At 54.6% G+C, this 24,219-nt stretch carries 30 protein-coding genes; 20 read left to right on the top strand and 10 right to left on the bottom strand.

The window, feature by feature from the left end; all coding sequences use genetic code 11:
• Positions 1-38: 38 nt before the first annotated feature.
• Both ACYOR7_RS07755 and ACYOR7_RS07750 read right to left on the bottom strand, forming a co-directional pair.
• Positions 39-587 carry a hypothetical protein gene (locus ACYOR7_RS07755; RefSeq protein WP_479913559.1) on the bottom strand — a complete coding sequence of 183 codons (549 nt, stop codon included), beginning with the start codon at positions 585-587 and terminating at the stop codon, positions 39-41.
• A 227-nt stretch (positions 588-814) separates the two neighbouring features.
• Complete coding sequence (locus ACYOR7_RS07750) at positions 815-1,282, bottom strand: Lrp/AsnC family transcriptional regulator (RefSeq protein WP_294807321.1); 468 nt, start codon at positions 1,280-1,282, stop codon at positions 815-817.
• A 319-nt stretch (positions 1,283-1,601) separates the two neighbouring features.
• Between ACYOR7_RS07750 and ACYOR7_RS07745 the strand changes: the two genes are divergently transcribed.
• Both ACYOR7_RS07745 and ACYOR7_RS07740 read left to right on the top strand, forming a co-directional pair.
• Positions 1,602-3,113, top strand: a complete 1,512-nt coding sequence (locus ACYOR7_RS07745) for a thioredoxin-like domain-containing protein (protein WP_479913558.1) — start codon at positions 1,602-1,604, stop codon at positions 3,111-3,113.
• A 47-nt stretch (positions 3,114-3,160) separates the two neighbouring features.
• Complete coding sequence (locus ACYOR7_RS07740) at positions 3,161-3,787, top strand: nitroreductase family protein (protein ID WP_479913557.1); 627 nt, start codon at positions 3,161-3,163, stop codon at positions 3,785-3,787.
• On the opposite strand, the gene ACYOR7_RS07735 is transcribed toward ACYOR7_RS07740, so the two are convergent.
• Entirely contained in the window at positions 3,781-4,527 is a 747-nt protein-coding gene (locus tag ACYOR7_RS07735) for a DUF432 domain-containing protein (RefSeq protein WP_479913556.1), read from the bottom strand. The two genes, ACYOR7_RS07740 and ACYOR7_RS07735, sit on opposite strands and share 7 nt — an antisense overlap.
• A 124-nt stretch (positions 4,528-4,651) precedes the next feature.
• Between ACYOR7_RS07735 and ACYOR7_RS07730 the strand changes: the two genes are divergently transcribed.
• From ACYOR7_RS07730 to ACYOR7_RS07720, 3 genes are read left to right on the top strand one after another with little or no spacing between them, the layout of a single operon-like run.
• Complete coding sequence (locus tag ACYOR7_RS07730; RefSeq protein ID WP_479913555.1) at positions 4,652-5,590, top strand: magnesium transporter CorA family protein; 939 nt, start codon at positions 4,652-4,654, stop codon at positions 5,588-5,590.
• Positions 5,591-5,630: 40 nt separating this feature from the next.
• Entirely contained in the window at positions 5,631-6,608 is a 978-nt protein-coding gene (locus ACYOR7_RS07725; RefSeq protein WP_479913554.1) for a mechanosensitive ion channel family protein, read from the top strand.
• Between the two features lie 41 nt (positions 6,609-6,649).
• Positions 6,650-7,828, top strand: coding sequence for an MFS transporter (locus tag ACYOR7_RS07720; protein WP_479913553.1), 1,179 nt, complete (start codon positions 6,650-6,652; stop codon positions 7,826-7,828).
• Positions 7,829-7,835: 7 nt separating this feature from the next.
• Here the strand turns inward: ACYOR7_RS07720 and ACYOR7_RS07715 are convergent, their stop codons facing one another.
• Complete coding sequence (locus tag ACYOR7_RS07715) at positions 7,836-8,699, bottom strand: hypothetical protein (protein ID WP_479913552.1); 864 nt, start codon at positions 8,697-8,699, stop codon at positions 7,836-7,838.
• Positions 8,700-8,988: 289 nt separating this feature from the next.
• On the opposite strand from ACYOR7_RS07715, the gene ACYOR7_RS07710 reads away from it, so the two are divergent.
• On the top strand, positions 8,989-9,579 hold the full coding sequence (locus tag ACYOR7_RS07710; protein ID WP_294807982.1) for a hypothetical protein: 591 nt from the start codon (positions 8,989-8,991) through the stop codon (positions 9,577-9,579).
• 169 nt (positions 9,580-9,748) lie between these two features.
• A complete protein-coding gene (locus ACYOR7_RS07705; protein WP_479913551.1) occupies positions 9,749-10,588 on the top strand; it encodes an adenylate/guanylate cyclase domain-containing protein in 840 nt (279 codons plus the stop codon).
• A 40-nt stretch (positions 10,589-10,628) separates the two neighbouring features.
• Here the strand turns inward: ACYOR7_RS07705 and rpsI are convergent, their stop codons facing one another.
• Genes rpsI through ACYOR7_RS07685 form a run of 4 tightly spaced genes read right to left on the bottom strand, consistent with a single transcriptional unit; the run spans position 10,629 to position 12,587 of the window.
• Positions 10,629-11,075 carry a 30S ribosomal protein S9 gene (gene rpsI, locus ACYOR7_RS07700; protein ID WP_294807171.1) on the bottom strand — a complete coding sequence of 149 codons (447 nt, stop codon included), beginning with the start codon at positions 11,073-11,075 and terminating at the stop codon, positions 10,629-10,631.
• The gene (locus tag ACYOR7_RS07695) at positions 11,075-11,536 is read right to left on the bottom strand and encodes a 50S ribosomal protein L13 (RefSeq protein WP_294807167.1); all 462 of its coding nucleotides are present in this window, start codon (positions 11,534-11,536) and stop codon (positions 11,075-11,077) included. Before ACYOR7_RS07695 ends, rpsI begins: the two co-directional genes overlap by 1 nt.
• The gene (locus ACYOR7_RS07690; RefSeq protein ID WP_294807164.1) at positions 11,529-11,879 is read right to left on the bottom strand and encodes a 50S ribosomal protein L18e; all 351 of its coding nucleotides are present in this window, start codon (positions 11,877-11,879) and stop codon (positions 11,529-11,531) included. Before ACYOR7_RS07690 ends, ACYOR7_RS07695 begins: the two co-directional genes overlap by 8 nt.
• A gap of 60 nt (positions 11,880-11,939) precedes the next feature.
• Positions 11,940-12,587: a DNA-directed RNA polymerase subunit D gene (locus tag ACYOR7_RS07685; RefSeq protein WP_294807162.1), complete on the bottom strand. Its 648-nt coding sequence runs from the start codon at positions 12,585-12,587 to the stop codon at positions 11,940-11,942.
• A gap of 112 nt (positions 12,588-12,699) precedes the next feature.
• Between ACYOR7_RS07685 and ACYOR7_RS07680 the strand changes: the two genes are divergently transcribed.
• The 9 genes from ACYOR7_RS07680 to ACYOR7_RS07640 all read left to right on the top strand — a co-directional run bounded on the left by ACYOR7_RS07680 (position 12,700) and on the right by ACYOR7_RS07640 (position 18,345).
• Positions 12,700-13,389 (top strand): ribosome assembly factor SBDS, encoded by a 690-nt coding sequence (locus tag ACYOR7_RS07680; protein ID WP_294807160.1) that lies wholly within the window; start codon positions 12,700-12,702, stop codon positions 13,387-13,389.
• 115 nt (positions 13,390-13,504) lie between these two features.
• Positions 13,505-14,317 (top strand): exosome complex RNA-binding protein Rrp4, encoded by an 813-nt coding sequence (rrp4, locus tag ACYOR7_RS07675; protein ID WP_294807158.1) that lies wholly within the window; start codon positions 13,505-13,507, stop codon positions 14,315-14,317.
• An 8-nt stretch (positions 14,318-14,325) separates the two neighbouring features.
• Entirely contained in the window at positions 14,326-15,066 is a 741-nt protein-coding gene (gene rrp41 / locus ACYOR7_RS07670) for an exosome complex exonuclease Rrp41 (protein ID WP_294807156.1), read from the top strand.
• Entirely contained in the window at positions 15,063-15,887 is an 825-nt protein-coding gene (gene rrp42 / locus ACYOR7_RS07665; RefSeq protein ID WP_294807153.1) for an exosome complex protein Rrp42, read from the top strand. The genes rrp41 and rrp42 overlap by 4 nt, the downstream gene beginning before the upstream one ends.
• Positions 15,877-16,110 (top strand): eL43 family ribosomal protein, encoded by a 234-nt coding sequence (locus tag ACYOR7_RS07660; protein WP_148700187.1) that lies wholly within the window; start codon positions 15,877-15,879, stop codon positions 16,108-16,110. The genes rrp42 and ACYOR7_RS07660 overlap by 11 nt, the downstream gene beginning before the upstream one ends.
• Positions 16,085-16,330: a KEOPS complex subunit Pcc1 gene (locus tag ACYOR7_RS07655; RefSeq protein WP_294807149.1), complete on the top strand. Its 246-nt coding sequence runs from the start codon at positions 16,085-16,087 to the stop codon at positions 16,328-16,330. The genes ACYOR7_RS07660 and ACYOR7_RS07655 overlap by 26 nt, the downstream gene beginning before the upstream one ends.
• A gap of 38 nt (positions 16,331-16,368) precedes the next feature.
• Entirely contained in the window at positions 16,369-16,761 is a 393-nt protein-coding gene (locus ACYOR7_RS07650) for a prefoldin subunit beta (protein ID WP_294807146.1), read from the top strand.
• A 50-nt stretch (positions 16,762-16,811) separates the two neighbouring features.
• Positions 16,812-17,543: an ERCC4 domain-containing protein gene (locus ACYOR7_RS07645; RefSeq protein ID WP_294807143.1), complete on the top strand. Its 732-nt coding sequence runs from the start codon at positions 16,812-16,814 to the stop codon at positions 17,541-17,543.
• A gap of 31 nt (positions 17,544-17,574) precedes the next feature.
• Positions 17,575-18,345 (top strand): sulfurtransferase, encoded by a 771-nt coding sequence (locus ACYOR7_RS07640; RefSeq protein WP_479913550.1) that lies wholly within the window; start codon positions 17,575-17,577, stop codon positions 18,343-18,345.
• Here ACYOR7_RS07640 and ACYOR7_RS07635 read toward each other — a convergent pair.
• Together ACYOR7_RS07635 and ACYOR7_RS07630 are read right to left on the bottom strand one after the other, a co-directional pair.
• The gene (locus ACYOR7_RS07635; RefSeq protein ID WP_294807138.1) at positions 18,335-18,835 is read right to left on the bottom strand and encodes an NOB1 family endonuclease; all 501 of its coding nucleotides are present in this window, start codon (positions 18,833-18,835) and stop codon (positions 18,335-18,337) included. The genes ACYOR7_RS07640 and ACYOR7_RS07635 overlap by 11 nt on opposite strands.
• Positions 18,816-19,628 carry an NAD(+)/NADH kinase gene (locus tag ACYOR7_RS07630; protein WP_294807136.1) on the bottom strand — a complete coding sequence of 271 codons (813 nt, stop codon included), beginning with the start codon at positions 19,626-19,628 and terminating at the stop codon, positions 18,816-18,818. Before ACYOR7_RS07630 ends, ACYOR7_RS07635 begins: the two co-directional genes overlap by 20 nt.
• A 97-nt stretch (positions 19,629-19,725) precedes the next feature.
• Here ACYOR7_RS07630 and ACYOR7_RS07625 point away from each other — a divergent pair, with 97 nt between their 5' ends.
• From ACYOR7_RS07625 to ACYOR7_RS07610, 4 genes are all read left to right on the top strand, one after another.
• Positions 19,726-20,577, top strand: coding sequence for a sulfurtransferase (locus ACYOR7_RS07625; RefSeq protein ID WP_479913549.1), 852 nt, complete (start codon positions 19,726-19,728; stop codon positions 20,575-20,577).
• 54 nt (positions 20,578-20,631) lie between these two features.
• On the top strand, positions 20,632-20,925 hold the full coding sequence (locus ACYOR7_RS07620; RefSeq protein WP_366137843.1) for a hypothetical protein: 294 nt from the start codon (positions 20,632-20,634) through the stop codon (positions 20,923-20,925).
• Between the two features lie 755 nt (positions 20,926-21,680).
• Positions 21,681-21,995 (top strand): 4Fe-4S dicluster domain-containing protein, encoded by a 315-nt coding sequence (locus tag ACYOR7_RS07615; protein ID WP_479914457.1) that lies wholly within the window; start codon positions 21,681-21,683, stop codon positions 21,993-21,995.
• 62 nt (positions 21,996-22,057) lie between these two features.
• Positions 22,058-24,130: a glycosyltransferase gene (locus ACYOR7_RS07610; RefSeq protein ID WP_479913548.1), complete on the top strand. Its 2,073-nt coding sequence runs from the start codon at positions 22,058-22,060 to the stop codon at positions 24,128-24,130.
• Positions 24,131-24,219: the final 89 nt, after the last annotated feature.

Raw genomic sequence — 24,219 nt, 5'->3', positions numbered from 1 at the left:
GCTAATAAAAGCGTGAAAAACTGGTCGATTGTAAAAAATTATTTTGCCGCGGAATAGGAATACTTGCTTGCTTTTCCGTGTCCGTTTTTTCCGAGTATTTTTGTCAGCTTGGGGCTTGTAGAAATAGCATATACCTCCTCGGACCACACGATTCTTTCGACTCCTTCCATCTCCTTTGTCCGAGATATCAGGTCGAGTACCTGCCGGCTGTCGCTGAAGGCAAATGTGCCGATTATGTCAGAGTTGCCCAGGTGCACGCCTACGCAAAAGACCCCGTCGTACGCAAGCAGCTTGTCCACCGTGGACTTGATGTTTCCATCGCTCAAATAGACATGCAGAAACCCCTTCTTTATCCTGAGTTTTGAATACCCGAGTTCAAAGGTCGGCTTTATCGCTCCGTTTTGTACGAGCAACCGGGCCCTTCTCTGGATGGTGCTTAATGGCTTTTCCAAAAGTTGAGCACTCTGCCGGGTCGTGTGGCCGGACATCAGGAGATCAATCAACTTCAGGTCGACCTCGTCCAAACGCAGATCCGCACGTGCGTTTGAATCGCCGTCATCCGGCAGATGATTGATGTGCTCAGACAAGAATGCCCTGCCCCACCTATTATGCCGCCCTGTTGTATTAAACAATAATGGATTATATGAACGAAAGAGATCGCCTACCGTTACAAAAAACCATATCTTTACCCCCCCATGCATTTTTTGTCATTTGACAGATACGAAAAAGGCTTTTTTCGCTGCTACGCAGCTCTTTCTAACCTATCCTAGACAGTATCTCTTTTCCCGCGTTGAACTCTCTGTTAAAACGTCTTTCAGAGCTTTTCAAGGATGTGCATGGGAACCGATGATTTTTTCCCAATCACCTGGACTATCTCGCTCCACACCACGTCTTTGATTCCGGGCATCGCCTTTAGCAGTTCCATGATGCGAAGTATGTCTGCGTTGCCCTCCAGAATTGCCTGGACATGCAGGTCGATGGTCTGCTGGCCTATGCTCCTTCCGACATAGACCACTTCGTCCAGTTTTATCAGCTGTCTTGCGATAAACATGGTCTTGCCCTTCTCTGTGGCAATAAGAAAATCTACTCTGTGCCAGCCGAACTTTTTCAAATCCAGCGAGTACGTCATCGTCAGGAGGCTCTCTTCCAGCTTCCGCCGGCGTCTCTGGATGGTGGTTGCGGGGACGCCCAAAGCCTTTGCAATTGCTTTTGACGATACTCTGCCGTCTGGTGTGAGAAGTATCTTTAAAAGATCTTTGTCTACCCTTGAAAGCGACTTCACAGGTACAGTGACTATATATCCAAATACTATTAAATGTAATGCAGTTTGACTAACTTTTCTCTATCGAATTCATCTTTTCTGACCGTATGAGCCAGTATTGTGAGTTTTTATGCAGAAATGTAGATGATTGTGGTTTATGTTGCATTAAAGGCAACTATTTACGCAAGGATGCCGCAAAAGGTGATTCCTAAAACAACGCAACTGCAGTATGCTTCTTTAAATTATCTACACCGTACTGTTTCAGGCTTTGCATCATCATCCAAAGAAAAAAGCCTGATACTGATGGTTTAAATCCGATCTTTTGGAAGTGCCTTTGCACATGTTCAACAGGATGGCCGGAAACGCCGGCAGCTACAAGGCGCAGGAATTCCCAGAGGGGTTTACGTGGCTCAACACGGACAAGCCGCTTTCAATCGCAGGCTTGAAGGGCCAAGTCGTCGTGCTTGATTTCTGGACTTATTGCTGCATAAACTGTATGCACACGCTTCCCACGCTTGACTGGCTGGAGAAAAAGTACCGCGGCCAGCCCGTCGTGTTCATAGGCGTCCATTCCGCGAAATTCTTTAACGAGCAGCAGGCTCAAAACGTGCAGGAGGCGGTGGGCCGCTATGAAATACGCCACCCTGTGCTTGTCGACCAAGAAATGAAGGTCTGGCGCTCGTACAACGTGACTGCATGGCCTACGATTGTCATCATAGACCCAAAGGGCAGCATCGTGTACCAGCAGGCCGGCGAGGGGCAGAAAGACGAGCTTGACGACGTCATCGGGGTCTTGCTGGAGCAGCACCGCGCCGCAGGGACGCTTGCAAAAGAGCCCATTGAGATAAAACATCCAAGGCAGGCGCAAAGCCGAGTGCTTTCATACCCGGGCAAGCTTGCGTTTTCGCCGGACGGCAAGATGCTTGCGATAAGCGATTCAAATCACAACCGCGTGCTTGTAGTCGACTCTGAAAATGGCAAGATAATCCACAAGGTCGGGGGCACGGCGCGGGATCTACGCGACGGAAGTTTTGAAGAGGCGCGCTTTTTCCGCCCGCAGGGTATTGCGTGGACTGGAGATGGCAAGATATACGTTGCAGACACTGAGAATCACGCGCTCCGGGAAATCGACATACCTGCAAAAAAAGTAAGGACGCTTGCCGGCGACGGCAGGCAGGGTGCGTGGATTTCCGGCGCACAGGACGGCAAGATGACGCAGCTGAGCTCGCCCTGGGACCTTGCATACTCGGACGGCTTTTTGTTCATCGCAATGGCCGGCCTGCACCAAATATGGGCCTACCACGTCGAGTCGGGCAAGATTGGCCCGTTTGCCGGCAGCGGCTACGAGAACATCGTCGACGGCTCTTTTTCCGAAGCCCAGTTTGCGCAGCCAAGCGGCCTTTCCATCTACGGCAGTTTTCTGCTCGTGGCAGACAGCGAGGTGTCTGCTGTCAGACTGCTTGACCTGCGCAAAAAGACGGTGCAGACAGTGGTGGGCGAAGGGCTTTTCGAGTTTGGGTTCAAGGACGGCCCGCTTGCAAGCGCGCGACTGCAACACCCGCTAGGAGTACACTGCGCCGGCAACAAGATCTACATCGCCGATACTTACAACCACGCAGTACGCCTGATAGACCTTGACAAGCAGGAGGTATCAACCGTGGTCGGCAATGCAGGAGAAAAGACGATGTGCAGGGTAGACGACCCTGCGTGTGACACGCTTGGGCTATTCGAGCCTTCAGATGTCAAGCAAAAAGGGAACGTGCTGTACATTGCCGACACAAACAACCACCTGGTCAGGATGTTCGACCTTGACAAGATGGTGTTAAAGACGCTTGCCATAAAAGAAGAATAGCGTCAAGAAACCTTTTTCTGCACTGCGCACAAATCTAGCAACAGCATATGTCATACCCATCTGACGTGTTTTCAAAGCTCTATGCCGGCGAAGAAAGCGACAAGCTGTACCCAAAGGAGGAGGTCGCGCAGCAGGCGCCGGAAGGAGCCGAGGATGTGCTCCAGACCAATATATTCAACGTCATGCTGAACCGCAGGTCGCAGCGCAAGTTCGAGGGCCGGCAGGTGGAGGACTGGAAGATGGACATGATATTTGCAGCCTCTGACACGGCGCCGACCGCTGGCGGGTTCCAGGGGTTTGAGATATTCAACGTCAAAAAGGCAGACGTAAAGGCAAGGCTGGTCGAGGCCGCAAACAGGCAGCCGTACGTGAACGCGCCAGAGGTGCTCGTTTTCTGCATGAACCCGCAACGGGTAAAGCTGAACTTTCCGCCGGAAATCATACGCAAGTTTTCTGTGCAGGACGCCACGCTTGCGGCCGCGTACGCGCAATTGGCCGCGCACGCGCTCGGCCTGAGCACCGTCTGGATAGGCATGATAGACGAAAAGAAGGTCATGGCCGCGCTGGGAACGGAGCTCGTGCCGTCCTCGATACTGTGCATCGGCTACCCGCAAAAGATGCTGCAGCCAAAGCCAAAGCGAAACTTGGTGGAGCTCATACACACGGTTCAGTAGCCGGCGTCCATCATGAACGCCAGCGTCTCTTCCCTCTTGACGATGCTGGTCTTGTCGGCGCGCTTTACTTTGGTGTTGATGCGGACGTTTACGATGTCCTTGCCAAAGGCCATGTCGAGCCGGACGTCGACTCCGCCGGGCACCCACGCGCCGTCCTGCGTGTGGTCCAGAACGACGCCGTCCATGGGCACTATGACCTTGCTTACCCTGACTATGTTGTCGATGGCGTTGCTTATCCTGATTCTCACCGTAGCCTCTGTGTACTTTTCTGCTGAAATGCCTGCCTCTGTTGTGCTTGTCTCCGACTCTGAAAAGCGGCAGACCGTGCCGGCCTCTGGCGAGCCGTACAGCGCGTATTTCTGAGGTGCAAGCGAGAACGCGTCTATCAAGAGTTCTTCGTCGTCCGACTGGCGGTACACACCTATCTCTATTGGAATCTTTGTGTACACAACCGCGTCGCTTCTCTGGTCCATGACGACGGGCGACCTGAACTTGATGTACACGTTCTTGGCCACCTGCTTTGGGGTGAGGAGCGGGGCTATGGGAAAGATGCCCACAACCACGCCGTCGCCACTGTCGGAGATTATGGTAGTCTCTGCGGCAAGCTCACCGGCAGAGTAGCGCCTGTACGAATAGGCGCCGGCGGTTCCTGCGACGATTGTTATTTTCTGGTCGCGAAACGTTATTTCAAACGGCTCCGACCCCGGCTGGAACTTGTGGCGCCCAAACAGCTCCTGCAAACATCTGTGACAACGGAACCTGCGATTTGTAAATGTTTTTCCAGCCCAGAAAAAAATACATGTGTGTGTACAAGCGGCAATACACAGTAATAGCTCTTTTTTCAACAGTGATAGATGAACGAACATGCTCAGGCAGCTGGAAAACGAAGGCTTTGCGTGGATTGACGTCTCTGCACCCACCCGCGATGACATGCGCGAGCTAGGCCGGCGCTTTCCGTTCCACGAGCTGAACCTGGCAGACTGTGTCTCTAAAATCCAGATACCCAAAATCGACCGCTACAAGAGCCATGTCTTTGTCATACTGCACTTTCCAACTGCGACGCAAGAGCGCGTTCCAAAGCCGAGCCAGCTTGCGGCGTTTCTCGGCCCGGGCTACCTTGTGACTGTGCACCAGCAAGACCTGAAAACGGTGGCAGACACGTTTGACGCGTGCGAAAGTAGCGAGAGCGTGCGCAAAGAGTTGATGGGGAGATCTGCCGGCTACCTGTACCACAGCCTGGTCGACGCGCTGGTAGACGAGCTTTTGAACAACGTGCGCAAGATAATGGGCAACATGGAAGACATTGAGGACGCAGTCTTTGACGAGCGTGTGGCAGTGGCCCGAGAAATATCGTACCTGCGCAGGGAAGTCACGTCTCTTCGGCGCATAGCTATTCCGATGCGCAGGACGCTTGCAGAGCTGGTGGCAAAGGACGTCACGCGCTTTTCGGAGGAAGACCTCGCCCCGTACTACGACGATGTGCAGGACCACATCGACAAGGTGATAGAGACGCTTGACGAGTCCAAGGACACGATAGAGATATTCAAGGACACCGATTTTATGCACAGCAGCGACAGGTCCAACAAGATACTTGCGGTGCTCACGATAATATTCACGCTTTCGATGCCGGCGACCATACTGGGCTCGTTCTACGGGATGAACGTGGAATTACCCGGTGGCATAGGGAGCGGGCCGTGGACGACGTTCCTCGGGTCGTATACCACGTTTGCGCTGGTCGTCCTTGCGTCAAGCGTCGCCGCAGGGGCCATGATGTTGCATTTCCGCCGGCTAGGCTGGATCTAAAAAACACATACATATTTGAGAAGGCTCAATGTGAGCTGTCTTGGCGGCAGGATCCTTGTCTGGCAACAACTCGACTTCAGTCTTTGGGCTTCCAGGCACGATTGACCTCTTTGGGGTCCAGGTGACGCCGTTTTCTATCATACTCACGCTTGCGATCATCGTGGCCGGCTTTGCCATAGCGCACACGGTCCGGCTCGTCATGCTAAAGTATCTCGGATCGCGCCTTCCAACAGACGCAAGGAAGGCCACCGGCAGGACCGTGTATTATGGTATCATAGCAATAGCGCTGCTCTCTGCACTTGGAGTCTCGGGGCTTGATCTCTCTGGCCTGTTCCTTGCAGGCGGGTTTGCCGGCATCATCGTAGGCTTTGCCACGCAGTCGCTGTTCTCGAACTTGATTTCGGGAATATTCCTGCAGATAGACAAGCCGCTGAAGATAGGGGACCCTGTCCTCATAACGGGTAAGCTCCCTGACGTCGCCGGCGTAGTCGTCGAGATAACCGCCCTTTCTTCGCGTGTGCGCATGTTCGACGGGACGTACGTGCGCCTGCCAAACAGCGACGTCTTTCTGTCAGAGATACGCAACTTTTCCGGCGCCGCGGCGCGCAGGGTGGAACTCGTAGTAGGAGTCTCGTACGACTCGGACGCGCAAAAGGCGATAGGCATAATCCAGCAGAGCTTAAAGGACACACCGCTGGTGCTAGTCGAGCCGGCGCCCGACGTGTACGTGGACAGCCTAGGCGCGTCGGCCGTCAACATCAACATCTGGTGCTGGGTGCCGTTTACCGTGTGGTTTGACGTGAAAAAGCTGCTCGTCGAGCAGATAAAGAGGGAGCTTGAAACAAATGGCATAGAGATACCTTTCCCGCAGCAGGTCGTCTATGTCCGGCAGCAGCAACAAAGGAAAAAGGCGACAAGGAAGGGCGCGCCAACATCAGCCTTGCCACCCGGCCCCGTCTCCAGCTCTAGCGCCGGCGTGAACCTTGAAGAAGTGGTCGATGACGACCGCAACGACTAGTGGCGCAATAGATACAAGCGCGGCGCGTAGTTAGCAGGACGTTGACCGAGGAGGAAAAAGAAAAGGCCGGCCGCAAGAACATCTACGCGCTCGGCTTTGTCAGCTTTTTCACCGACGTCTCGTCGGAGATGGTCTTTGCGCTGCTCCCGCTGTTCCTCACGGGGCCCATCGGCGCGTCGCGCACGCTCCTTGGCCTCATAGAGGGCATGGGCGAGATGCTCGGCTACTCCGTCCGCATGGGCTCAGGAGCGCTCTCTGACAGGTCGCAGAGGCGCAAGCCCCTCGTGGCGCTTGGCTACTCGCTTTCGGCCGCAAGCAAGCCTTTTTTCGGCGCGGCCGCCGGATGGGTCGACGCCTTTGTGGTGCGCTCACTTGACAGGGTGGGAAAAGGAGTCCGTACCGCGCCCCGCGACGCGCTGATAAGCGAGTCGGCGCCGGAGGCCAAAGTCGGCAGGGCGTTTGGCATCCATCGCACTATGGACCAGGCCGGCGCAATCGTCGGGCCTGCCTTGGCATTTGCACTTTTTCCGTACATCGGGTTTTCCGGCGTGTTTTACGCCTCGCTCTTGCCCGGCGCAGTTGCAGTCGCCCTGCTCGTGTTGTTTGTCAAAGAGCGTCTTGCACCTTCTTCCTCTTCAAGGTCAAGGTCAGTATCAGCAAACGTCCGGGCAGTCCTTTCGCAGAGGAAGTTTGTTGCCCTACTTGCAATAATGGCTGTCTTTGGCATAGGCGCGTTCAACTTTTCGTTCGTGCTTGTCCGCGCGTCAGACCTAGGGGTCCCGGAAGGCAGCGTGGCACTCGTTTACCTTGTCATAAACGCGGCCCACGCGGCCATCGGGTATCCCGCTGGCATCCTTGCAGACAAGGCTGGCAAGGAAAGGATGCTCGCACTTGCATACGGCGTGTTTGCGGCAAGCGCGTTTTTGATGCTTGCAAGTGCGAACGCGGCGCAGGCGTATGTCTTGGCCGTGGTGTACGGAGCGTACGTCGGGCTTGCCGAGACCGTCCAGCGCGCAGTTATTCCCCGGTACGTATCAGCCGAGCACCGGGGCACCGCCTACGGCCTTTACAACCTCGTAGCAGGGTTTTCGTTCCTTGCGGCAAACGTAGTCTTTGGCTTTCTGCTCGACTCATCCGGAATCGGGCTTGCCGCGACCTACAGCATGATAACGTCTGCACTAGCTGCAGCCGCAATGATAGCGTTCATCATCAAAAAATGAGAGGCTATTACTTGGCCTTTTTCAGGGCCCTTGCCACACTTGCAAGCTCGCCTGCCACCCTGTCTGCGTCTACCTTTGGTATCTTGCCTGTCTCGAACATTGCCTCGCGCTTTATCGACTTCTTGGCGCCGGTCTTTATCAGCTCTATGTCAAAGTACGTGCAGGCGCCTTCTTCGCCCTGCATCAGCCTGTTGTAGTCTATGGGCACCGGCGACGTCTGATAAAGTTCTATCATCAGGTCGTTAAGCTCTGCAAACAGCGCGTTCTTTCTTTCGCCCATCTTCTGGAACTCTGCCTGGCCTTCCACCGACGCGGCCTTTTTGTCAAGTTCTTCTGCCAGCTTTTCGTCCTCGAACATCTTGGAAAACAGGCCCTCAAAGTCCATCTCCGCAAGGCCGCGCTTTTCAAGCTCTTGCCCAAGCGCCTTGTCTGCGTTGTCCCTGATGCCGCCGTACAGCGCGGTCGCGTCGTCGGCTATCTTGGCAAGCTCTTTCTGGACCTCTATCACGCGCTTGTCTGCCTTGTAGTACGGCAGTGCGTGGAACTGGATGCCAAAGTAGCCAGAGATGTAGTACTTGCCGACATCCTTGTTGAACTGGCAGAACAGCCTGTGGAGGTCGTCTGTGACCGACTTTGAAATTCCTCCTGCAAGCCAGCCTTCCATCCTGTTTGTCAGCCTCTGATAGAACGTCTGCACGTTCTGCGGGTCAAAGGTGTCCGTCTGCGTGACGGTGCCGTCGCCTAACATCGCGTGCGACTTTTGCATGGCTATTGCCGGCTTGACCGCCTCAAGGAACTCTGCCTGGATGTCCTCAAATGCCGAGTTGACTTTTTTGCTGAAATAATCCGTGCCCTTGAGCGGGAGCCTCATCCTGCCGTGGTGTGCCGTCCTGACATATAATCTCAATGAAATGGCGGAGATAGGGCACAGGCTCTGTCTTGTGCAATAACGACTATGTTTCTATGATGCATACAGTACTACAATACCTCACGTCATTCGATAAAACGATGGCTTGGCTTGGTTCTTCTACTGAGGCATGTTACACCCACGCGCCTCTTGTGGTTTTGCCTAGAGTGCAATAGCGATAGAATTTTGGCGTAAGGTAATAACATTCCATAGTTAATCAAGCCCTTAAAATGATGATGGTCGCCCCGTTCTAATGTCAAGTATAACAGGAACGAAGAAGAACGTGCTGACTGTTGCAATCCTGGCAATGGGCTTTGTACTTGCATCGTCGGCGATAGGACTGCCGACGGCTGCATTTGCAACCTCAAGCTACGATGACAACAACCATAATGACAACAACTGCGACTATAGCAACGGCGACCATCACTGGTCAAGCTATGATGACAAGAACAACCATGATGACAACAGCTGCGATTGCAACAACGACAACAACGACGACAACGGTCGCGACTACAGCAGCGACTACAACAATGACAACAAGTGTGACTGCAACAACGACGATTACAACAACAACGACAACAACTGCGATTGCAGCAGCGATGACAGCAACAGCGACTATCACTGGTCAAGCTATGACAACAGCAGCAACGACAACTGCGACGACAATGGCAACGACAACCACGATTACTCTGGTCACCATGACTACAGCAGCCACGACAACGGCCATGACTACAAAGACAACAAGCACCATGACTACAGCAGCCACGACAAGCACGACTCGAAGGACGACAAGCACGGCAGCGACTACCACAGCCACGACGACTACAAAGGCAAGAACTACTAGTAGTAGCCGTCCACTCTAGGAATAATACCAAAGGAGGCGGCTTTCGCCCCTCATTCTTTTTTCAAAGTCTGTCCGTTATGACATGTAAAACCCGTGTCAAAGATGGTCTTACATCCTGCAAAATCTCAATGACTTTAAATCCCGCGGGTTCCAATATGGGAAGGCAGGCGTGGCCCCGGAAGCAAAGGACGATAAAAAGGAGGCCAGAAAGGACAAGGCCGAGGACAACGGTAGCACGAGCAAGAGCCTCGTCGGGATGATGATGGGTGGAAACAATCCTGCCGAGGAAAAGGCTATAGTCGTCGACTCGGAGACGCTAGTTGCGCAGACGCAGGACAGGCTGTGGCGCGCCCTAAAGCGCCGTTACCAGTACGACTCGTCGCTCAAGCCGGGGCAGGAATATTTGCTGTCCCATGTCAGCAGCAAGATCCCACTTGTCATAATGTACGCCGACCTCGTGGGCTCGACTAACATGAGCATGACGCTCCCCGTTGACAAGCTTGTGACAATCATCCGCGCGTTCACTCAAGAAATGTCGTCCGTGGTTGAAAGCCACCAGGGGTATGTCCTGAAATACGTGGGCGACGCGGTAATCGCGTTTTTCCCTGCAAGCTACAACCGGCTCAGCGCCTGCGACAGGGCGGTCCAGTGCGCCCGGTCGATGATAACCGTCGTGAAAAACGGCATTAACCCGATCCTGAACCAGTACGACTATCCTGAGCTTGGCGTGAAAATAGGCATGGACGTGGGCGAAAACGTCATCGTGCAGTACGGCCACGACAAGAGCTCGCCCATTGACATCCTCGGCTACTGCATGAACGTGGCGGCCAAGATAACGTCGCTGACCGGCTCAAACAGAATATCCATAGGGCAGGACGTCTACGACCTGCTCCACCCGTCGGAGAAAAACAAGTTCAAGGAGATGAAGCTTGGGACCGAGGAATGGAAGTACCGGGACCGCGTGACGGACAAGGTCTACAGAGTCTATACGCTGATGGAAAACAAGTAGTAAAGTGATAAAAGGAAAAGGAAAGAAAGAGAAAAAAGATCTAACGGTACGATTTCTGCTTTCTGCGCCTTGCGCCGGGACCACCGAATTTCTTTGATTCAGACTGCCTGTGGTCGCCTGCGAGGAAATGCCTGTCGTACTCTGTCAGTTTCTTGCGGATCTCTTCTCTGATGCTCTTTGGGAACGGGTGCTCTTTCGGGTCCTTGTCGCCCTTGACGTCGCCGGTAAGCGCTCGGGAAATGGCGACTGCGCTCGCAAACGCCTGGCCCATAAAGCCGCCGCCTGCAACCTGCACGTTGATGTCAACCTTGTTGCGCTGCTCGCCAACTAGCGTGAGCGGGGTGAGCAAGAGCTCCTTTGCAACCTCTGGCTGCACGAGTTCCGCCGGTATGTTGTTTATCCTGACTCTGCCAGAGCCCTTGGCGATTGTCGCCACGGCCTTGCTGGCCTTTCTCTGGCCCGGATAAAGATCTAGCTTGCTTGTCATTACGATGGCACTCCTTTCCATCCTATCTGCTTGGCGACGTCGCCAACAGAGATGTAGTAGGCTTCAGGCTTGGTAATCTTGGAATCCTCAAACGACTGCATCTTGGCAGCCTTCATTTCTTCTGGGACCCCGATATATACCCTGAGACGCTGGTGAGCTTCAATGCCCGTAGTCTTTTGCTTTGGTACCATGCCCCTCACCATCTTTGTGAGCATTGTATCCGGCCTCCTCGGGTGGAACGGACCGTGAATCGGGTTGGTGACTGAATTAATCTCAAGGTGTTCCTTGTATTGTTCAATGACTTTGTAGCGGTTGCCCGAGAGCATCGCCTTTTCCGCGTTAACGATTGCGACCTTGTTTCCCTGCAGGAGCAGTTTTGAGACGTGCGAGCACATCCTGCCTGCGATGCAGTTCGTCGCGTCGACGACTATGGTTTGCGGTTTCTTGGTATTATCAGCCAATTATCCTCACGCCCTTTCCATCCGGATACTTCTTTATCAGGTCGTCAAGGCTTACCACCTTGCCTTCCATGTCGCCGATCTTTTTTGCGGCCGACTCTGATATTGAAAACGCGCAGACTGTCAGTTTGTGGCCAAGGTTGCCGGTGCCGAGCACCTTGCCCGGGACCACGATGACCTCGCTTGCCTTTGTGACCTGCGCAAGCTTGCCCAGGTTGACCTCGCTCTTGTTGGACCTCGGGCCAGAAACGCGGCTTTCGAGGTCCTTCCAGATAGGAGCCTTGTTCTTCTTGGCCGCCTTGCGGAGGGTCCAAACGGTATTGTCGACTAGAGTGTTAGCGAACATAATACGTCCTCTTTCTACGCTCCTAAATCTAGAATCCCCAAATAAACGTACCTAGGCTCACTATGGCGTCTTGAGCGAGCCTATGACCTGCTTGAAGTTCTTGATCTTGGACTGCAGGCGCTCTGTAGATTCCTTCAGTATTTCTTCCGCTGTGAGCGCGCCGTTCGTTTCGATTACAAGCACTATCTCGCTTTCGTCCTTGCCGTCCTTGACCACGGCCGCCGAAGTCGGCTGCCACTTGGCGTGCTGCTTGCCGATGCCAAGCCGGGCGTATGCCTCGAATTTCAGTTTCTGGCTCGGTGCAAGAACCACAATCGGAATGTCTCTGCTCACGGGCTTGACCATCTCGTCTTCTGACACCATCTCGCCGGAGGTGACGACCTTGGTCTTGTCAGTCGCCTCTGCGTCGAGCACTAGCAAAACCCTGCACTTGGCACAACCAAGCGTGCTGCCGCAGTCGCACTCGTGGGGCATCACGAACCTGCCAGGATCGGTCCTGAGCGGGATGAGGCCGAGCCTGTGGGCCACCGCCTCGTCGTGCATGACCGAAGAGTTTTCGAGGATGACGACATCATCTATTGCAAGCGTCGGGACCTCGCTTATGGCAAGGCGCCTGAGCGCGTTCACGTACTGCCTTGGAATATTGTTAAACCTGGCAACGATCTTGTTATCTGATTTTTCAACAACTTCGACCGAAGGAGAAACCAATACTTCCGAAAGTTCCCAAAACATCCTTAAAAATCTACCGAAACTTGCAAAAATTATCGGGCGTACCCGGCCGCCTGACACGCATAAATATACGCAGAGTCAACAAACTTCCATGACGGAAACAAAGTTCACGGTGGTTCGCCTGGCATTGGAAGGCGACAAGTTTGAGCTGCTGGTCAAGCCGGACCCTGCCCTTGAGTACAAGCTGGGCAAGAGGGCGGACATCTCTAGCGTGCTTGTTTCCGACGAGGTCTACTCTGACGCAAACAAGGGTTCTCGCGCCTCCAGCGAGAAACTCATGAAGCACTTCAAGACTACCGATCAGGCGGAGGTGGCCAAGCAGATACTTGCCCGCGGAGAACTGAACCTCACAACCGACCAGCGCCGCAAGATGGTCGAGGAAAAGCGCAAGCAGATTGTCGCTTATATCCACCACAGCTTTGTGGACCCCAAGTCGCACCTGCCGCACCCGATAACCAGAATAGAGGCCGCAATGGAGCAGGCAAGGGTGAGCATCGACCCGCACAAAAAGGCGGAGGACCAGGCCAAAGATGTAGTCGATGCCTTGCGCGCCATACTGCCCTTAAAGTCAGAGACTCTGAAGCTGATAGTCCGGGTGCCTCCGCAGTACGCCGGCCAGTCGTACAGCGTGATAAAGCCGGCAGGCGAGTTAAAGGGGGAAGAGTGGCAGGCAGACGGCTCGCTGAGAGTGGTGATTGAGATGAACGCCGGAATGAGGGGAGCGTTCATTGACCGGCTCGGCTCTGTGACCAAGGGCACGGCCGAAGTGAAAGAGGCGTAGCGACGGCGCCCACTTAAAATATAAGTCAGCTATTATAATTGCCCACAAGGAGAAGAAATAATGGAATGGAACAGTCGTTTTGCGACGGGCTTTGCCCCGTGGTGAGTTAGCGTATATGAATGATGTGCGCAGAAGATACGTTATCCCCGGCGACAAGATAGTCGAGGGGAATTACAGGCCGATAATGAACGTAGTCAGGTCGGGAAACGCGCTGATTGCAACCCGCATTGGCATTGCAGAGGCGGGCAGGGACGGCGTCAAGGTGATACCGCTGTCCGGAGTCTACATTCCCCGTGTAAACGACCTTGTGATAGGCAAGATAGTCGACCACACCTCGCTTTCGTGGGAAGTCGACATCAACTCGTGCTTCTCGGCTAACCTTCCCGCGTCCGACGTCTTTGGCAGGGACTTTTCGCCGGCAAGGGACGACATGACAAAGCACCTTGCGGTAGGCGACATGATCACTGCAAGGGTGGCAGCCTTTGACAGGACGCGCGACCCGATGCTGACCCTTCAGGACCGCGACCTTGGCAAGATACCAAAGGGCGAACTGCTAAAGATCTCGGCGACCCGGGTTCCTCGCCTGATAGGCAAGCGCGGCTCTATGATACAGACGATAGAGCAAGCGACGCAGACGCGCGTGCTCATCGGCCAGAACGGCATCGTAGTCGTGACGGGAAGAAGCCCGGAAGGAGTGGAACAGGCTGTAAAGGCGATCAGGATGGTGGAAGACGAGGCCCACACTGCCAACCTGACACAGAGGATCAAGGTCCTCCTCAACGTGCCGGACGCGCCAACAGAAGCGCCGTCGTCGGCAAGCAACGGCAGTAGTGGGGCGCAAGCACCGCAGGAAACAGCAACAGTTTCTGCGGATTCTTCTGCAAATGAATCTACCGCAGCAGCAGAAGGAGAAGGAACGGAGGTTTAAGATCAAAAATGACACAGACAAGAAATTTGATAGATGAAAACGGCAAGAGGACAGACGGGCGCACGATGGACGAGCTGCGTGACGTCAAAATAGTCGTCGGCACCGTGAAAAACGCCGACGGCTCGGCTTACATTGAATTTGGCAAGAACAAGATAGTGGCGGCGGTGTACGGGCCGAGGGAGGTGCACCCAAAACACCTCGCGCAGCCAGACAGGTGCGTTCTGCGCTGCAGATACCACATGTCGCCGTTCTCTACCGATACGCGCAAAAACCCTGCGCCTTCCAGAAGGGAAGTCGAGATTTCAAAGGTGATGCGTGAGGCGCTAGAGCCGGCATTAATGCTTGAGGACTACCCACGCGCAGCAATTGACGTGTTTGTCGAGGTGCTGCAGTCAGACGGCGGTTCCAGGTGTGCTGGCATCACTGCTGCTTCTGTTGCATTGGCAGACGCCGGCATCAACATGCGCGACATAGTCGCTGCGTGCGCCGCAGGCAAGGTCGACGAAAAAATCGTCCTTGACATCAACGACACCGAGGACAAGGAAGGAGGCGCAGACATGCCAGTCGCGTACATGCCAAGGCTCGGTCAGGTGACTTTGATGCAGCTGGACGGCAAACTGACAAAGGAGCAGTTCAGCGAATGCCTCGACAAGGCAATAACTGGCTGCAACATGGTCTACGAGATCCAGCGCCAGGCGCTGATGCAGAAATACTTTGGCAATGAAACGGAGGTCAAGGAAGAACAATGAGCACATCAAAACGTTCCTCGATAATAGTGGAGCACCTGCGCAAGCAGCAGATGCTTGACTCGATGGCAAAGGGCAAGAGGATTGACGGCCGCGCGTTTGACGAGCAGAGGCCGCTTGAAATAGAGATAGACGTGATAAAGAAGGCCAACGGGTCTGCCCGCGTAAGGCTGGGCAACTCGGAGGTTATTGCAGGCGTCAAGGTGGACACCGGCGAGCCGTTTGAGGGCCTTGAGAACAAGGGTGCCCTCATCGTGTCAGCCGAGGTCCTGCCGACCGCGTCGCCGCATGTCGAGCCGGGCCCCCCAGACGAAGAAGTGATAGAGCTTGCACGCGTCGTCGACAGGGGAGTTCGCGAGTCAGAGACCGTCGACCTTGAAAAGCTGGTGCTTGTCGAGGGCAAGGTCGTGTACACGATATTCGTGGACTGCAGCGTGCTAAACGCCGACGGCAACCTCTTTGATGCAACATCGTACGCGACCGTCGCGGCAATCCTGACTGCCAAGATACCCATCCTTGAAATGCAGGACGGCAAGGTGGTGGACACTGGCAAGACTATGCCAATGCCTGTCACTACAATCCCGATATCCATCACGCAAGTCAGGATAGGCGACGCGGTGCTGGTCGACCCGACGGCAGAAGAAGAGGGCGCCATGGACGCAAGGATTACAATAACGACATCGGACGAAGGCTATTGCGCGCTGCAAAAGGGCTACACGGGCTCGTTCACGATAGAGCAGATAAAGAAGGCTGCCGAGACAGCAAGAATTAAAGGAGAGGAAGTCCGCGCCAAGATGAAGGAGATAACGAAGTATGGCACGTAAAAAGAGCTCTACAGCACTGAAGGGCCAGGGCGTCAAGTTCGGCGCCACGGTCCGCAAGCGCTACGGCAAGGTCTATCGCACGCTCCACAAGAAGCGCCGCTGCCCGTCCTGCGGGTCGCTGAGGTTCGGCAGAATCGCCTCCGGCATCTGGGAATGCCCCAAGTGCAGCTTCAAGATAGCGTCGGGCGCGTACGACATTGACCTCGAAAGCCTGCAGAGCTGAAATAAGGATAAAGGTCAAGGGGCCAAAGGCACGGCCGATTTATTCCGCGCTGGCTCCAGACCTGAAAAAGCTGCAAGGAAAAAACGAAAGGCTGGAAATAAAAGTTTCCGGCTCTTCTCTCACCTTTTCCGTCGAAACGGACGACCTTGCGTCTCTGCGCGCAAACGTCAACTCGTATCTGCGCTTGGTTGATGCGGCGCACCGGTGCCTAACGCTATGATTTTATGTTGGTGTGCTTAACGTTTTTCGAATAGCAACATGAGTGAACAGGAACTTCCACCGTGGCTTAGAGAGCAAGTATCACGCTTACAACAGCTGCAGCAGAATCTGCAAGCTATAATGATGCAAAAGCAGCAGCTTGAAGTCGAGGCGGTGGAGACAGAGCGCGCCCTTGAAGAGCTGAATAAGGCTGGCCCGGAAGACGCCGTCTACAAGGCCGCCGGCTCTGTGATGGTCAAGGCAAAAAAAGACGAAGTGGTAAAGGAGCTTGAAGAAAAGAAAGAGCTGTCAGCCACCCGCGTCAAGGTGCTTGAAAAGCAGGAAGGGCGCGTCAAGGACAACCTCAAGGAAGTCGAGACCAAGATAAACGAGATGATCCGCGGCGGTGGCCCCGGAGCCGCAGGCCCCGGTCCAAAGCCAAAGGCTGAATGAGTGAGCAAAAGAAAGAAAAAATATAGCCCCGACTGGCATTTCATATTTTCGTGCCGGCACGCATCGTAGTCGACGAAAGGGAGCGCCCTAGCGGCATCCCTGACATCCTGCGCAAGTCCGGCATAGTTGTCGATTTTGCGCAGCTAACAGTCGGCGATTACATCGTTTCTCCGGACACTGCAGTAGAGCGCAAGACCGTGCACGACTTGGTTCATTCGATTTACGACGGCCGGCTGTACGTCCAGTGCGCGCAGCTGGTAAAGCACTATCCAAAGCCGGTTGTCATAATCCAGGGCGATCTGACACGACTTGCGGAAATCCCTGAAGATGTCAAGGAAGAGGAAAAAAGGAAAAAAATGGAAGAGCGTCTGCCGCTTGCATTTGACGCACTTGCGACCGTGGCGATAGAGTTCCGCATACCTGTGTTGCACGCGCCGGATGCCGAGCATACAGCCGTCCTGCTCGGCACGCTTGCCGCAAAGGGCTTGCAGAACGGAATAGCATCTGGCCCGCTCTTGAAAAAGATCCGCAAGGAAAACCCGGTTTATCTGCAACAGCTATACGTGCTGTCATCTGTCCCCGGAGTGGGAGACAAGCTTGCCGCAAGGATGCTTGAAAAGTTCAAGACGCCACAGCGCGCGCTCAACGCGTCGGCGGCGGAACTTGCGACAATTCCCGGTTTTGGCCTTGCCCGCGCCCAGCGCCTGAGAAAGATCCTCGACTCTGCGGCCAAGGCGGACAGCGTGGTGCAGAGGACGCTCTTTGAAGAAGAAAGCCAATGAATTATAAAATCAAGATGCAAAACCCTGCCCCGTGACGCTGACCGTCGAAAGCAAGTGGCTTGCAGCCAACCTCGACAACCCTGACGTAGTAATACTTGACACGCGGGGCCAGACGCCTTACCGCTTTGGCCACATCAAAAATGCCCTTTCACTCGGCATAGAGATGGTGACAACAGTCGCGCCAAACGGCGCTAACCTCGTGATAGAAGGCGCGCAGGCAGAAAAAGTGTTTGGAAGTTACGGCGTCGACGATTCAAAAAAGGTGGTGGTGTACGGCGAGCAGGATGACCCGACAGCGGCAAGGGTCGCCTGGAGCATAATGTACCACGGCCACCCCGACGTCGCGCTCTTGGACACCGGCTTTTCGGTGTGGAAGCACATCGGCCTGCCTGTCACGAGAGACGAGGCGCAACCTAGGCCGGCGCAGTTTACATCAAAGCCGAGGGCGGAGATAAGGATAGACGCCGAGGCCATCAAGGCAAAAGCCGGCGACCCGTCGTTCGTGGTGGTGGACGCAAGGACTCCGCAGGAGCACATGCAGGCAAGGGTGCCGGATTCCGTCCTGCACGACTGGGAGCAGGGAGTAGGCGAAAACGGCGCTGCGTTTCTCTCGCCGGAAGACCTGAAAAAAGAGTTTGAAAGTAAGGGGATAACGCCGGACAAAGAGGTGGTATGTTATTGCCACTCGGGCATGCGGGCGTCGCACAAGTACATGCAGTTTCGCCTCGCCGGCTATGAAAGGGTCAGGCTGTACGACGGCTCGATAATCGACTGGGCTATGCGCAGAAACCCTATCCGGTAATCTTTTTGTATCTTCTCTTCAACTTGTTGCCGCACAGCGGGCACTCTTGTTCTGTGGGAGAAAACGCCTTGCTGCACGCGCTGCAGTACGTTATGTATCTGCGCGTCTCTTTGATGCCCTTGCCGGACGACGCTACTACCTTGACTCCAAGCGTCGCGGCGACGTTTGCAACCGCATAGTCGTCTGACGCTAAAGTAGCCTTGCGCTCCAGGGCAAGTGCCAGTATCGAAACATCGGCGGCTGAAAGTTTTGTAATATCGCCTGTCTTTTTTGCGGCTGCCGCGACTGCATCGATGCTTTTTTTGTCCGGGTCGAGCACCTGCAGGTTTCCTGCGTGCACCAGAGCGTCAAGAGCCGCAGCCTTGACGTGCTTTATTTCGTCAAAGACGGCGCTTGTTGTTACACATTTTGCGCCGGACAGAAACGCGATTCCAGCATAGAACGCGCTTGCATCAAGTGCAAGCTCTTCTCTAGAACCCGAGTTTTGCAAGCTGCCTCATGCCCTTCTTGTTGAGGCGCAGAAAACGCACGTCGTGGGGATACCGCGCGATCCTCACCTCCTGCCCTGCCTTTATGATATGGTTTTCCTGCCCGTCTATCACAAGGTGCGACTTGTGGCTGCTCTTCACCACTATTTCCTCTATCGGTATCACGAGCTGCGGCATCTTGTTTACCGGAGCTATTGGGCTGAGGATGAGGCAGCTCATGCCCTCGTGCAGGACCGGCCCGCCGATTGAAAGGTTGTGGCCGGTCGAGCCGGTGGGAGTCGAAATGACGATGCCGTCCATCCTGTGGCTCTTTTCGTCTCCCATCAGCTTTATGGAAATGGTCGGCGTGCGGGAAAGGTCCGCCCTCGTTATCAGTATCTCGTTGAGCGCCGGAGGAAACGCCGTCCTGCCTGAAAACGCCTGTATTCTTATCCTTGAATCGTAGAAACCTTTGCCGTCAAGTATGTCTCTGATGGCGCTTTCCATGCTGTCCGTGTCGACTTCGGACAGTATGCCCCTGTGGCCGCCGACGTTTATGGAAAGAAGCGGCACATCGCCGGGTATGCTACGGAACGCCTTTAGCGTGGTGCCGTCCCCGCCCAGGGCAAACACGAGGTCGGCTCTGTCCTTCACCTCTGCCGGCTCGATAGTGTCGATGCCTTTAATCTTCAGGGGCGAAATCGCATACGCTGACACGCCCTTTGAATCGAGCATCCTTGCTATGTTTTCAGCAGCCGCCTTGGCTTCGGCGTTGTTCCTCTTTGTTATCATAGCCACGGCGCGGACCTTGGCCATCTCTCTGCTGTTATTGCTATCTTGGCGTCTTAAAATGCGTTTTGCGTAGCTACGTATCTTCCAAAGATTTTAAGTAGAACTGAAAGGCATCTCAAATATGGCGAGCTATTCTCATCCCGAAGTCCTCACCGAGACCGACTGGGTTGCAAGCAACCTAAAGAACCAGAACATCAAGATACTCGAAGTCGACTATGACCCGGAAAACGCCTACAGGCAGGGGCATCTGCCAGGCGCCCACCTCGTCTGGTGGAAGCGCGACATCAATGATCCTGTCAGGCGCGACATCATCAGCAAGCAGCAGTTCGAGGCATTGATGAGCAGGGTTGGCGCGACTGCCAACACCGAACTTGTGCTATACGGCGACTTCAACAACTGGTTTGCGGCATTTGCGTTCTGGGTTTTCCAGTACTATGGCCACAAGAACATCAAGATAATGAACGGCGGCAGAAAGAAATGGGAGCTAGAAAAGCGCGAATACACAAAGGACGAGCCGGCGCCAGCGTCAAGCAAGTACATGGCAAACCCCGCCGACGAGGGCGTCCGCGCATTCATGCCCGACGTCAGGCGCGCGTTGGAAAGGGCCCAGGAGATAGTCCTTGTCGATGTCCGGTCTCCAAAGGAATTCACGGGTGAGATAACCGCCCCGCCAGAGTACCCGATGGAGCACGCCCAGCGCGGAGGCCACATCCCCGGCGCAAAGAACATCCCGTGGGCTCAGGCAGTCAAGGACACCGATGGCACCTTCAAGAGCGCGGAGGAACTAAAGGCGCTGTACGAGGGCAAGGGCGTGACGCCGGACAAGGAAGTGGTGTGCTACTGCAGGATTGGCGAGCGCTCGTCGCACAGCTGGTTCGTGCTGAAATACCTGCTTGGCTACCCGTCCGTCCGCAACTACGACGGCTCGTGGACTGAATGGGGCAACATGATAGGAAACCCGATAGAGAAATAAGCCCTTATTTCCTCCCTTTCTTTTGTGGGACACGTACAGATAGACCCTTCTGATATGGTAAAGCGCGGCCAGTTCTACTTTATCTACGACAGGCCGCCGCATTTCGTGATGGAGGACAAGACAAAGAGAGGCCTTGAAGTGCGCGAGCGCATCATCGACGAAAAGCACGGCGTTGAAGTCGAAAGGGGCATGATATACGACATGGATGGAATAGGCCACAGGGTCGGGATACGCTGGTACTTTCCAAAGTCGCAGTATTCGCTAGAGCAGGTTGTGACAAAAGCCGAGGAGATGGAGAAGCGCTACAAGGCCATCCGCGAGATGACCTGCCCGGACGACTCTGACTAGATAGAAAAAAAGAAAAGCGAAATGCTTTTAGGCTATTCAAAATCCTAGTTAAGACATCAATGTCCGCCCTGCTCAAGGACCGAGTATGGACTATGCTGTCAGAGACTGCCAAGAGGGGCGTCTACCCGCTCCACGGCAGCAAGCTAGGCATTTACAGGATTCCAGTCGAGATTACCGACAAGGCCGACATCGCAAGCATCCAGAATGACTTGCGCCCTGCCGGTTTTACCATGCAGACCCACGCAGACAGGATATACGTCACTTACAAGTGGACAGAGAAGGGTGTCGACCCAATGACCGGGGAAGACCTTTCGGCGGACCTTAACATCACGGTTGAAATTGTCACGGGCGAGGTCGTCGACCTCATTTACCAGATAAGGCAGATTGAATACTTTGGCGATCCCTACTGGATAAAGAACTACCGCGCAACGGCGGACAAGAACGCCAAGATGATTATCGACACTATAATCCGCAACACCAAGATTGGCGACAAGATGATTGCCCAGTACCAGAAAGTGGAAAAGCTGACGCTGGAGCAGGCGATAAAGAAGCTCGAAGAGCTCACGCCGCTTGCCAAGAACCCCAAGGCGAGGAGCGCGATTGCGCCTCCACCAACGGCGCAAGCGTCGGCCGCACCAAAGCCGGCGGCAACTCCCGCAATGGCCGCGCCGCAGGCGCCGGCAGCAGGAGGAAGTGGCGACACCACCGTCTCGCTTTCAGGCACCGGCACCGGACATTCAAAGGTGGAAGGGCCCATTGATGTAAAGTTCAAGGAAAAGAGGCAGCAGGCCGGCAAGTACCAGGGAATCGCAGTCTGGGGCCCGCTCGACGCTCCCGGACAGCTTGGAATATGGGGCACGAACGTCTGCGTCGACTTTGACATCTGCGTAGCCGACGGCGCGTGCATTGAAGCCTGTCCCGTCAACGTCTATGACTGGCTAGAGACACCCGGACATCCTGCATCAGAGAAAAAGGCGTTCATGGCAAGAGAAAAGGACTGCATATTCTGCATCGCGTGCGAGAACGTCTGCCCGCCGCAGGCGATCAAGATATTCCAGAAAGGCGGATAATAATAGAAGCTCTGCCGAGTAGCTATAAATACTAAATACTGCATAGAGGTATAGTCTCAAAAATGGTGATGTATGGTCCAGGTACGTTTCTGTACGTCATCTTTCTCATCATTACTTGGGTCACGATGTTTTACACTCTGAACTTTTACTACCTTGCAATCCAATCGCGCCACAACGAGGTCCATGAAAGGCGCAAGCGCCAGGTGCCCGAACTTCCTCTTGCCCTGCTCCCGACAGTCACCGTGCAGCTGCCGCTGTACAACGAAAAGTACGTCGCAAGACGCCTGATAGACGCCGTGTGCAGAATGGACTATCCCAAGAACAAGATGCAGGTGCAGGTGCTCGACGACTCGGACGATGACACAGTCGACCTGATACGCTCCATCGTCGACGAATACCGCTTCAAGGGCTTTGACATCGTCCATGTACGCCGGGCGGACAGGTCAGGCTACAAGGCCGGCGCGCTCAAAGCCGGCATGAAGAGCGCCAAGGGCGAGTTCATCGCTATATTTGACGCCGATTTCATCCCGCCCTCGTCGTTTCTGAAGCACCTTTTGCGCTACTTTTCCGACCCCAAGATGGGCTTTGTGCAGTGCAAGTGGGGCCACGTGAACGAGGACTATTCTTCCATGACGCAGGCGCAGGCCGTGTCGCTTGACCTGCACTTTCTAGTCGAGCAAAAGGCCAAGAGCCTCAGCAGAATCTTTCTGAACTTTAACGGCACCGCCGGCATCTGGAGGACGTCGTGCATCAGCGATGCTGGTGGCTGGCAGACTAGTACGCTCGTGGAGGACATGGACCTGAGCTACAGGGCGCAGATGAAGGGCTGGAAGTGCATGTTCCTTGACGACTATGTCGTCGATGCTGAATTGCCGGTGCAGATGAACGCGGCCAAGAGGCAGCAGTTCCGTTGGGCCAAGGGCTCGATACAGGTCGCGCTAAAGCTGCTTACAGACGTGGTGGCACACAGAAAGGTGCCCATAGAGTCCAAGGTCCAGTCGTTCATACACATGACTCGGCACATTGCGCACCCGCTCTTTCTTGCGCAGTTTCTGATATTTCCGATGCTCCTTGCGATGAACTACAAGCTCTATGAGAGCAACCTGGCTCCCCTGTTCGTGCTTGCCATGTACGCGGCACTTGGTCCCGGCGGCTATCTAGTGGTGATAAACAAGGTGTGGAAGAAAGGCTGGAAGCACAAGGGGCTGCAGTTCATGTTCCTGCACTTTTTCGGCGCCGGCATCTCTGTCAACAACTCTGTCGCAGTGTTTGACGCGCTGTTTGGCCGCAAGAGCGAGTTTCTGAGGACACCAAAGTTCGGCATCGTGAAAAAGGGCGAGGACTGGCGCAACAAAGAGTACGCGCTGCCGTTCACGAAAACCACTCTGCTAGAGATATTCTTTGCGCTCTATGGATGCATATCGATATTCGTGGCGATATTCTCGCATAACGCACTGTTTACTCCGCTCATCGCATTGCCTACAATCGGGTTCATATACGTGGCGTACCTCAGTATCGCACACTCGCAGCTTGGCAAGAAAAAGAAAAAGACCAAAAAATCAGCAGGACAGGAAGATGCCGTTGTCGTCGTTGCTGTCCCCATGCAAAAGAGCGTGGGCCAGCGCCTGCTTTTGCCCGGCGTCCTTGCGTTCCTTGTCCTTGGGGCCGGCGTTGCGTACTATGGCTACCATACGTCCATTTACCCGCTGCAGGAGGCTTCTGGTTTGCTCGCAAGGGCCCAGTCCGCGCAGACTCCGCAGCAGCTGGCCGATTACACGAGGCTCGCGCAGAGGTTCATTCCGGATACCGGCAACCCTGTGTGGTTCTTTTCCACCTACCGGACTGATTTTGCAAGAATCAACGCGCAGCTGGACGGCATGGTCGCCCGCTCTGAGGCACTGTCGACCCTGTCGCCGCACGACGAAGGCTACAACGCTGCGCTTATTGACATGCACGCTGGCGCGCTAGAGATACAGGCAAACCTGCACGAGGCTATACCGTACATCTATGTCAGTCCGCAAAACATTGTCCTTGGCGCGGCGTGGGTAGGAGTCATACTGTCCGTGTTTGCCGCAGTAAAGCACGCAAGGACGAGGCACCAGAGGGCCGAGACAGCGTCGGCAATGCAGACATGATGATGATAATTTGATCAGAGGCACCACAAAAATTTTCACAAGATAATACTATCTCTGGCGGAGGGTCTGCTGATTTTTTTGATGATTGA

It is taken from the genome of Candidatus Nitrososphaera sp. 86-2, assembly GCF_056726185.1.
This window is presented reverse-complemented; position numbering and strand designations above follow the sequence as displayed.

What these genes read in the sequence shown, in the direction of transcription:
- ACYOR7_RS07745 (WP_479913558.1), top strand. Translation starts at nt 1,602, where the DNA reads ATGTTCAACAGGATGGCCGGAAACGCCGGCAGCTACAAGGCGCAGGAA.
- ACYOR7_RS07740 (WP_479913557.1), top strand. Translation starts at nt 3,161, where the DNA reads ATGTCATACCCATCTGACGTGTTTTCAAAGCTCTATGCCGGCGAAGAA.
- ACYOR7_RS07730 (WP_479913555.1), top strand. Translation starts at nt 4,652, where the DNA reads ATGCTCAGGCAGCTGGAAAACGAAGGCTTTGCGTGGATTGACGTCTCT.
- ACYOR7_RS07715 (WP_479913552.1), bottom strand. Translation starts at nt 8,699, where the DNA reads ATGAGGCTCCCGCTCAAGGGCACGGATTATTTCAGCAAAAAAGTCAAC.
- ACYOR7_RS07710 (WP_294807982.1), top strand. Translation starts at nt 8,989, where the DNA reads ATGTCAAGTATAACAGGAACGAAGAAGAACGTGCTGACTGTTGCAATC.
- rpsI (WP_294807171.1), bottom strand. Translation starts at nt 11,075, where the DNA reads ATGACAAGCAAGCTAGATCTTTATCCGGGCCAGAGAAAGGCCAGCAAG.
- ACYOR7_RS07690 (WP_294807164.1), bottom strand. Translation starts at nt 11,879, where the DNA reads ATGTTCGCTAACACTCTAGTCGACAATACCGTTTGGACCCTCCGCAAG.
- ACYOR7_RS07680 (WP_294807160.1), top strand. Translation starts at nt 12,700, where the DNA reads ATGACGGAAACAAAGTTCACGGTGGTTCGCCTGGCATTGGAAGGCGAC.
- rrp4 (WP_294807158.1), top strand. Translation starts at nt 13,505, where the DNA reads ATGAATGATGTGCGCAGAAGATACGTTATCCCCGGCGACAAGATAGTC.
- rrp41 (WP_294807156.1), top strand. Translation starts at nt 14,326, where the DNA reads ATGACACAGACAAGAAATTTGATAGATGAAAACGGCAAGAGGACAGAC.
- rrp42 (WP_294807153.1), top strand. Translation starts at nt 15,063, where the DNA reads ATGAGCACATCAAAACGTTCCTCGATAATAGTGGAGCACCTGCGCAAG.
- ACYOR7_RS07660 (WP_148700187.1), top strand. Translation starts at nt 15,877, where the DNA reads ATGGCACGTAAAAAGAGCTCTACAGCACTGAAGGGCCAGGGCGTCAAG.
- ACYOR7_RS07650 (WP_294807146.1), top strand. Translation starts at nt 16,369, where the DNA reads ATGAGTGAACAGGAACTTCCACCGTGGCTTAGAGAGCAAGTATCACGC.
- ACYOR7_RS07630 (WP_294807136.1), bottom strand. Translation starts at nt 19,628, where the DNA reads ATGGCCAAGGTCCGCGCCGTGGCTATGATAACAAAGAGGAACAACGCC.
- ACYOR7_RS07625 (WP_479913549.1), top strand. Translation starts at nt 19,726, where the DNA reads ATGGCGAGCTATTCTCATCCCGAAGTCCTCACCGAGACCGACTGGGTT.
- ACYOR7_RS07620 (WP_366137843.1), top strand. Translation starts at nt 20,632, where the DNA reads ATGGTAAAGCGCGGCCAGTTCTACTTTATCTACGACAGGCCGCCGCAT.
- ACYOR7_RS07610 (WP_479913548.1), top strand. Translation starts at nt 22,058, where the DNA reads ATGGTGATGTATGGTCCAGGTACGTTTCTGTACGTCATCTTTCTCATC.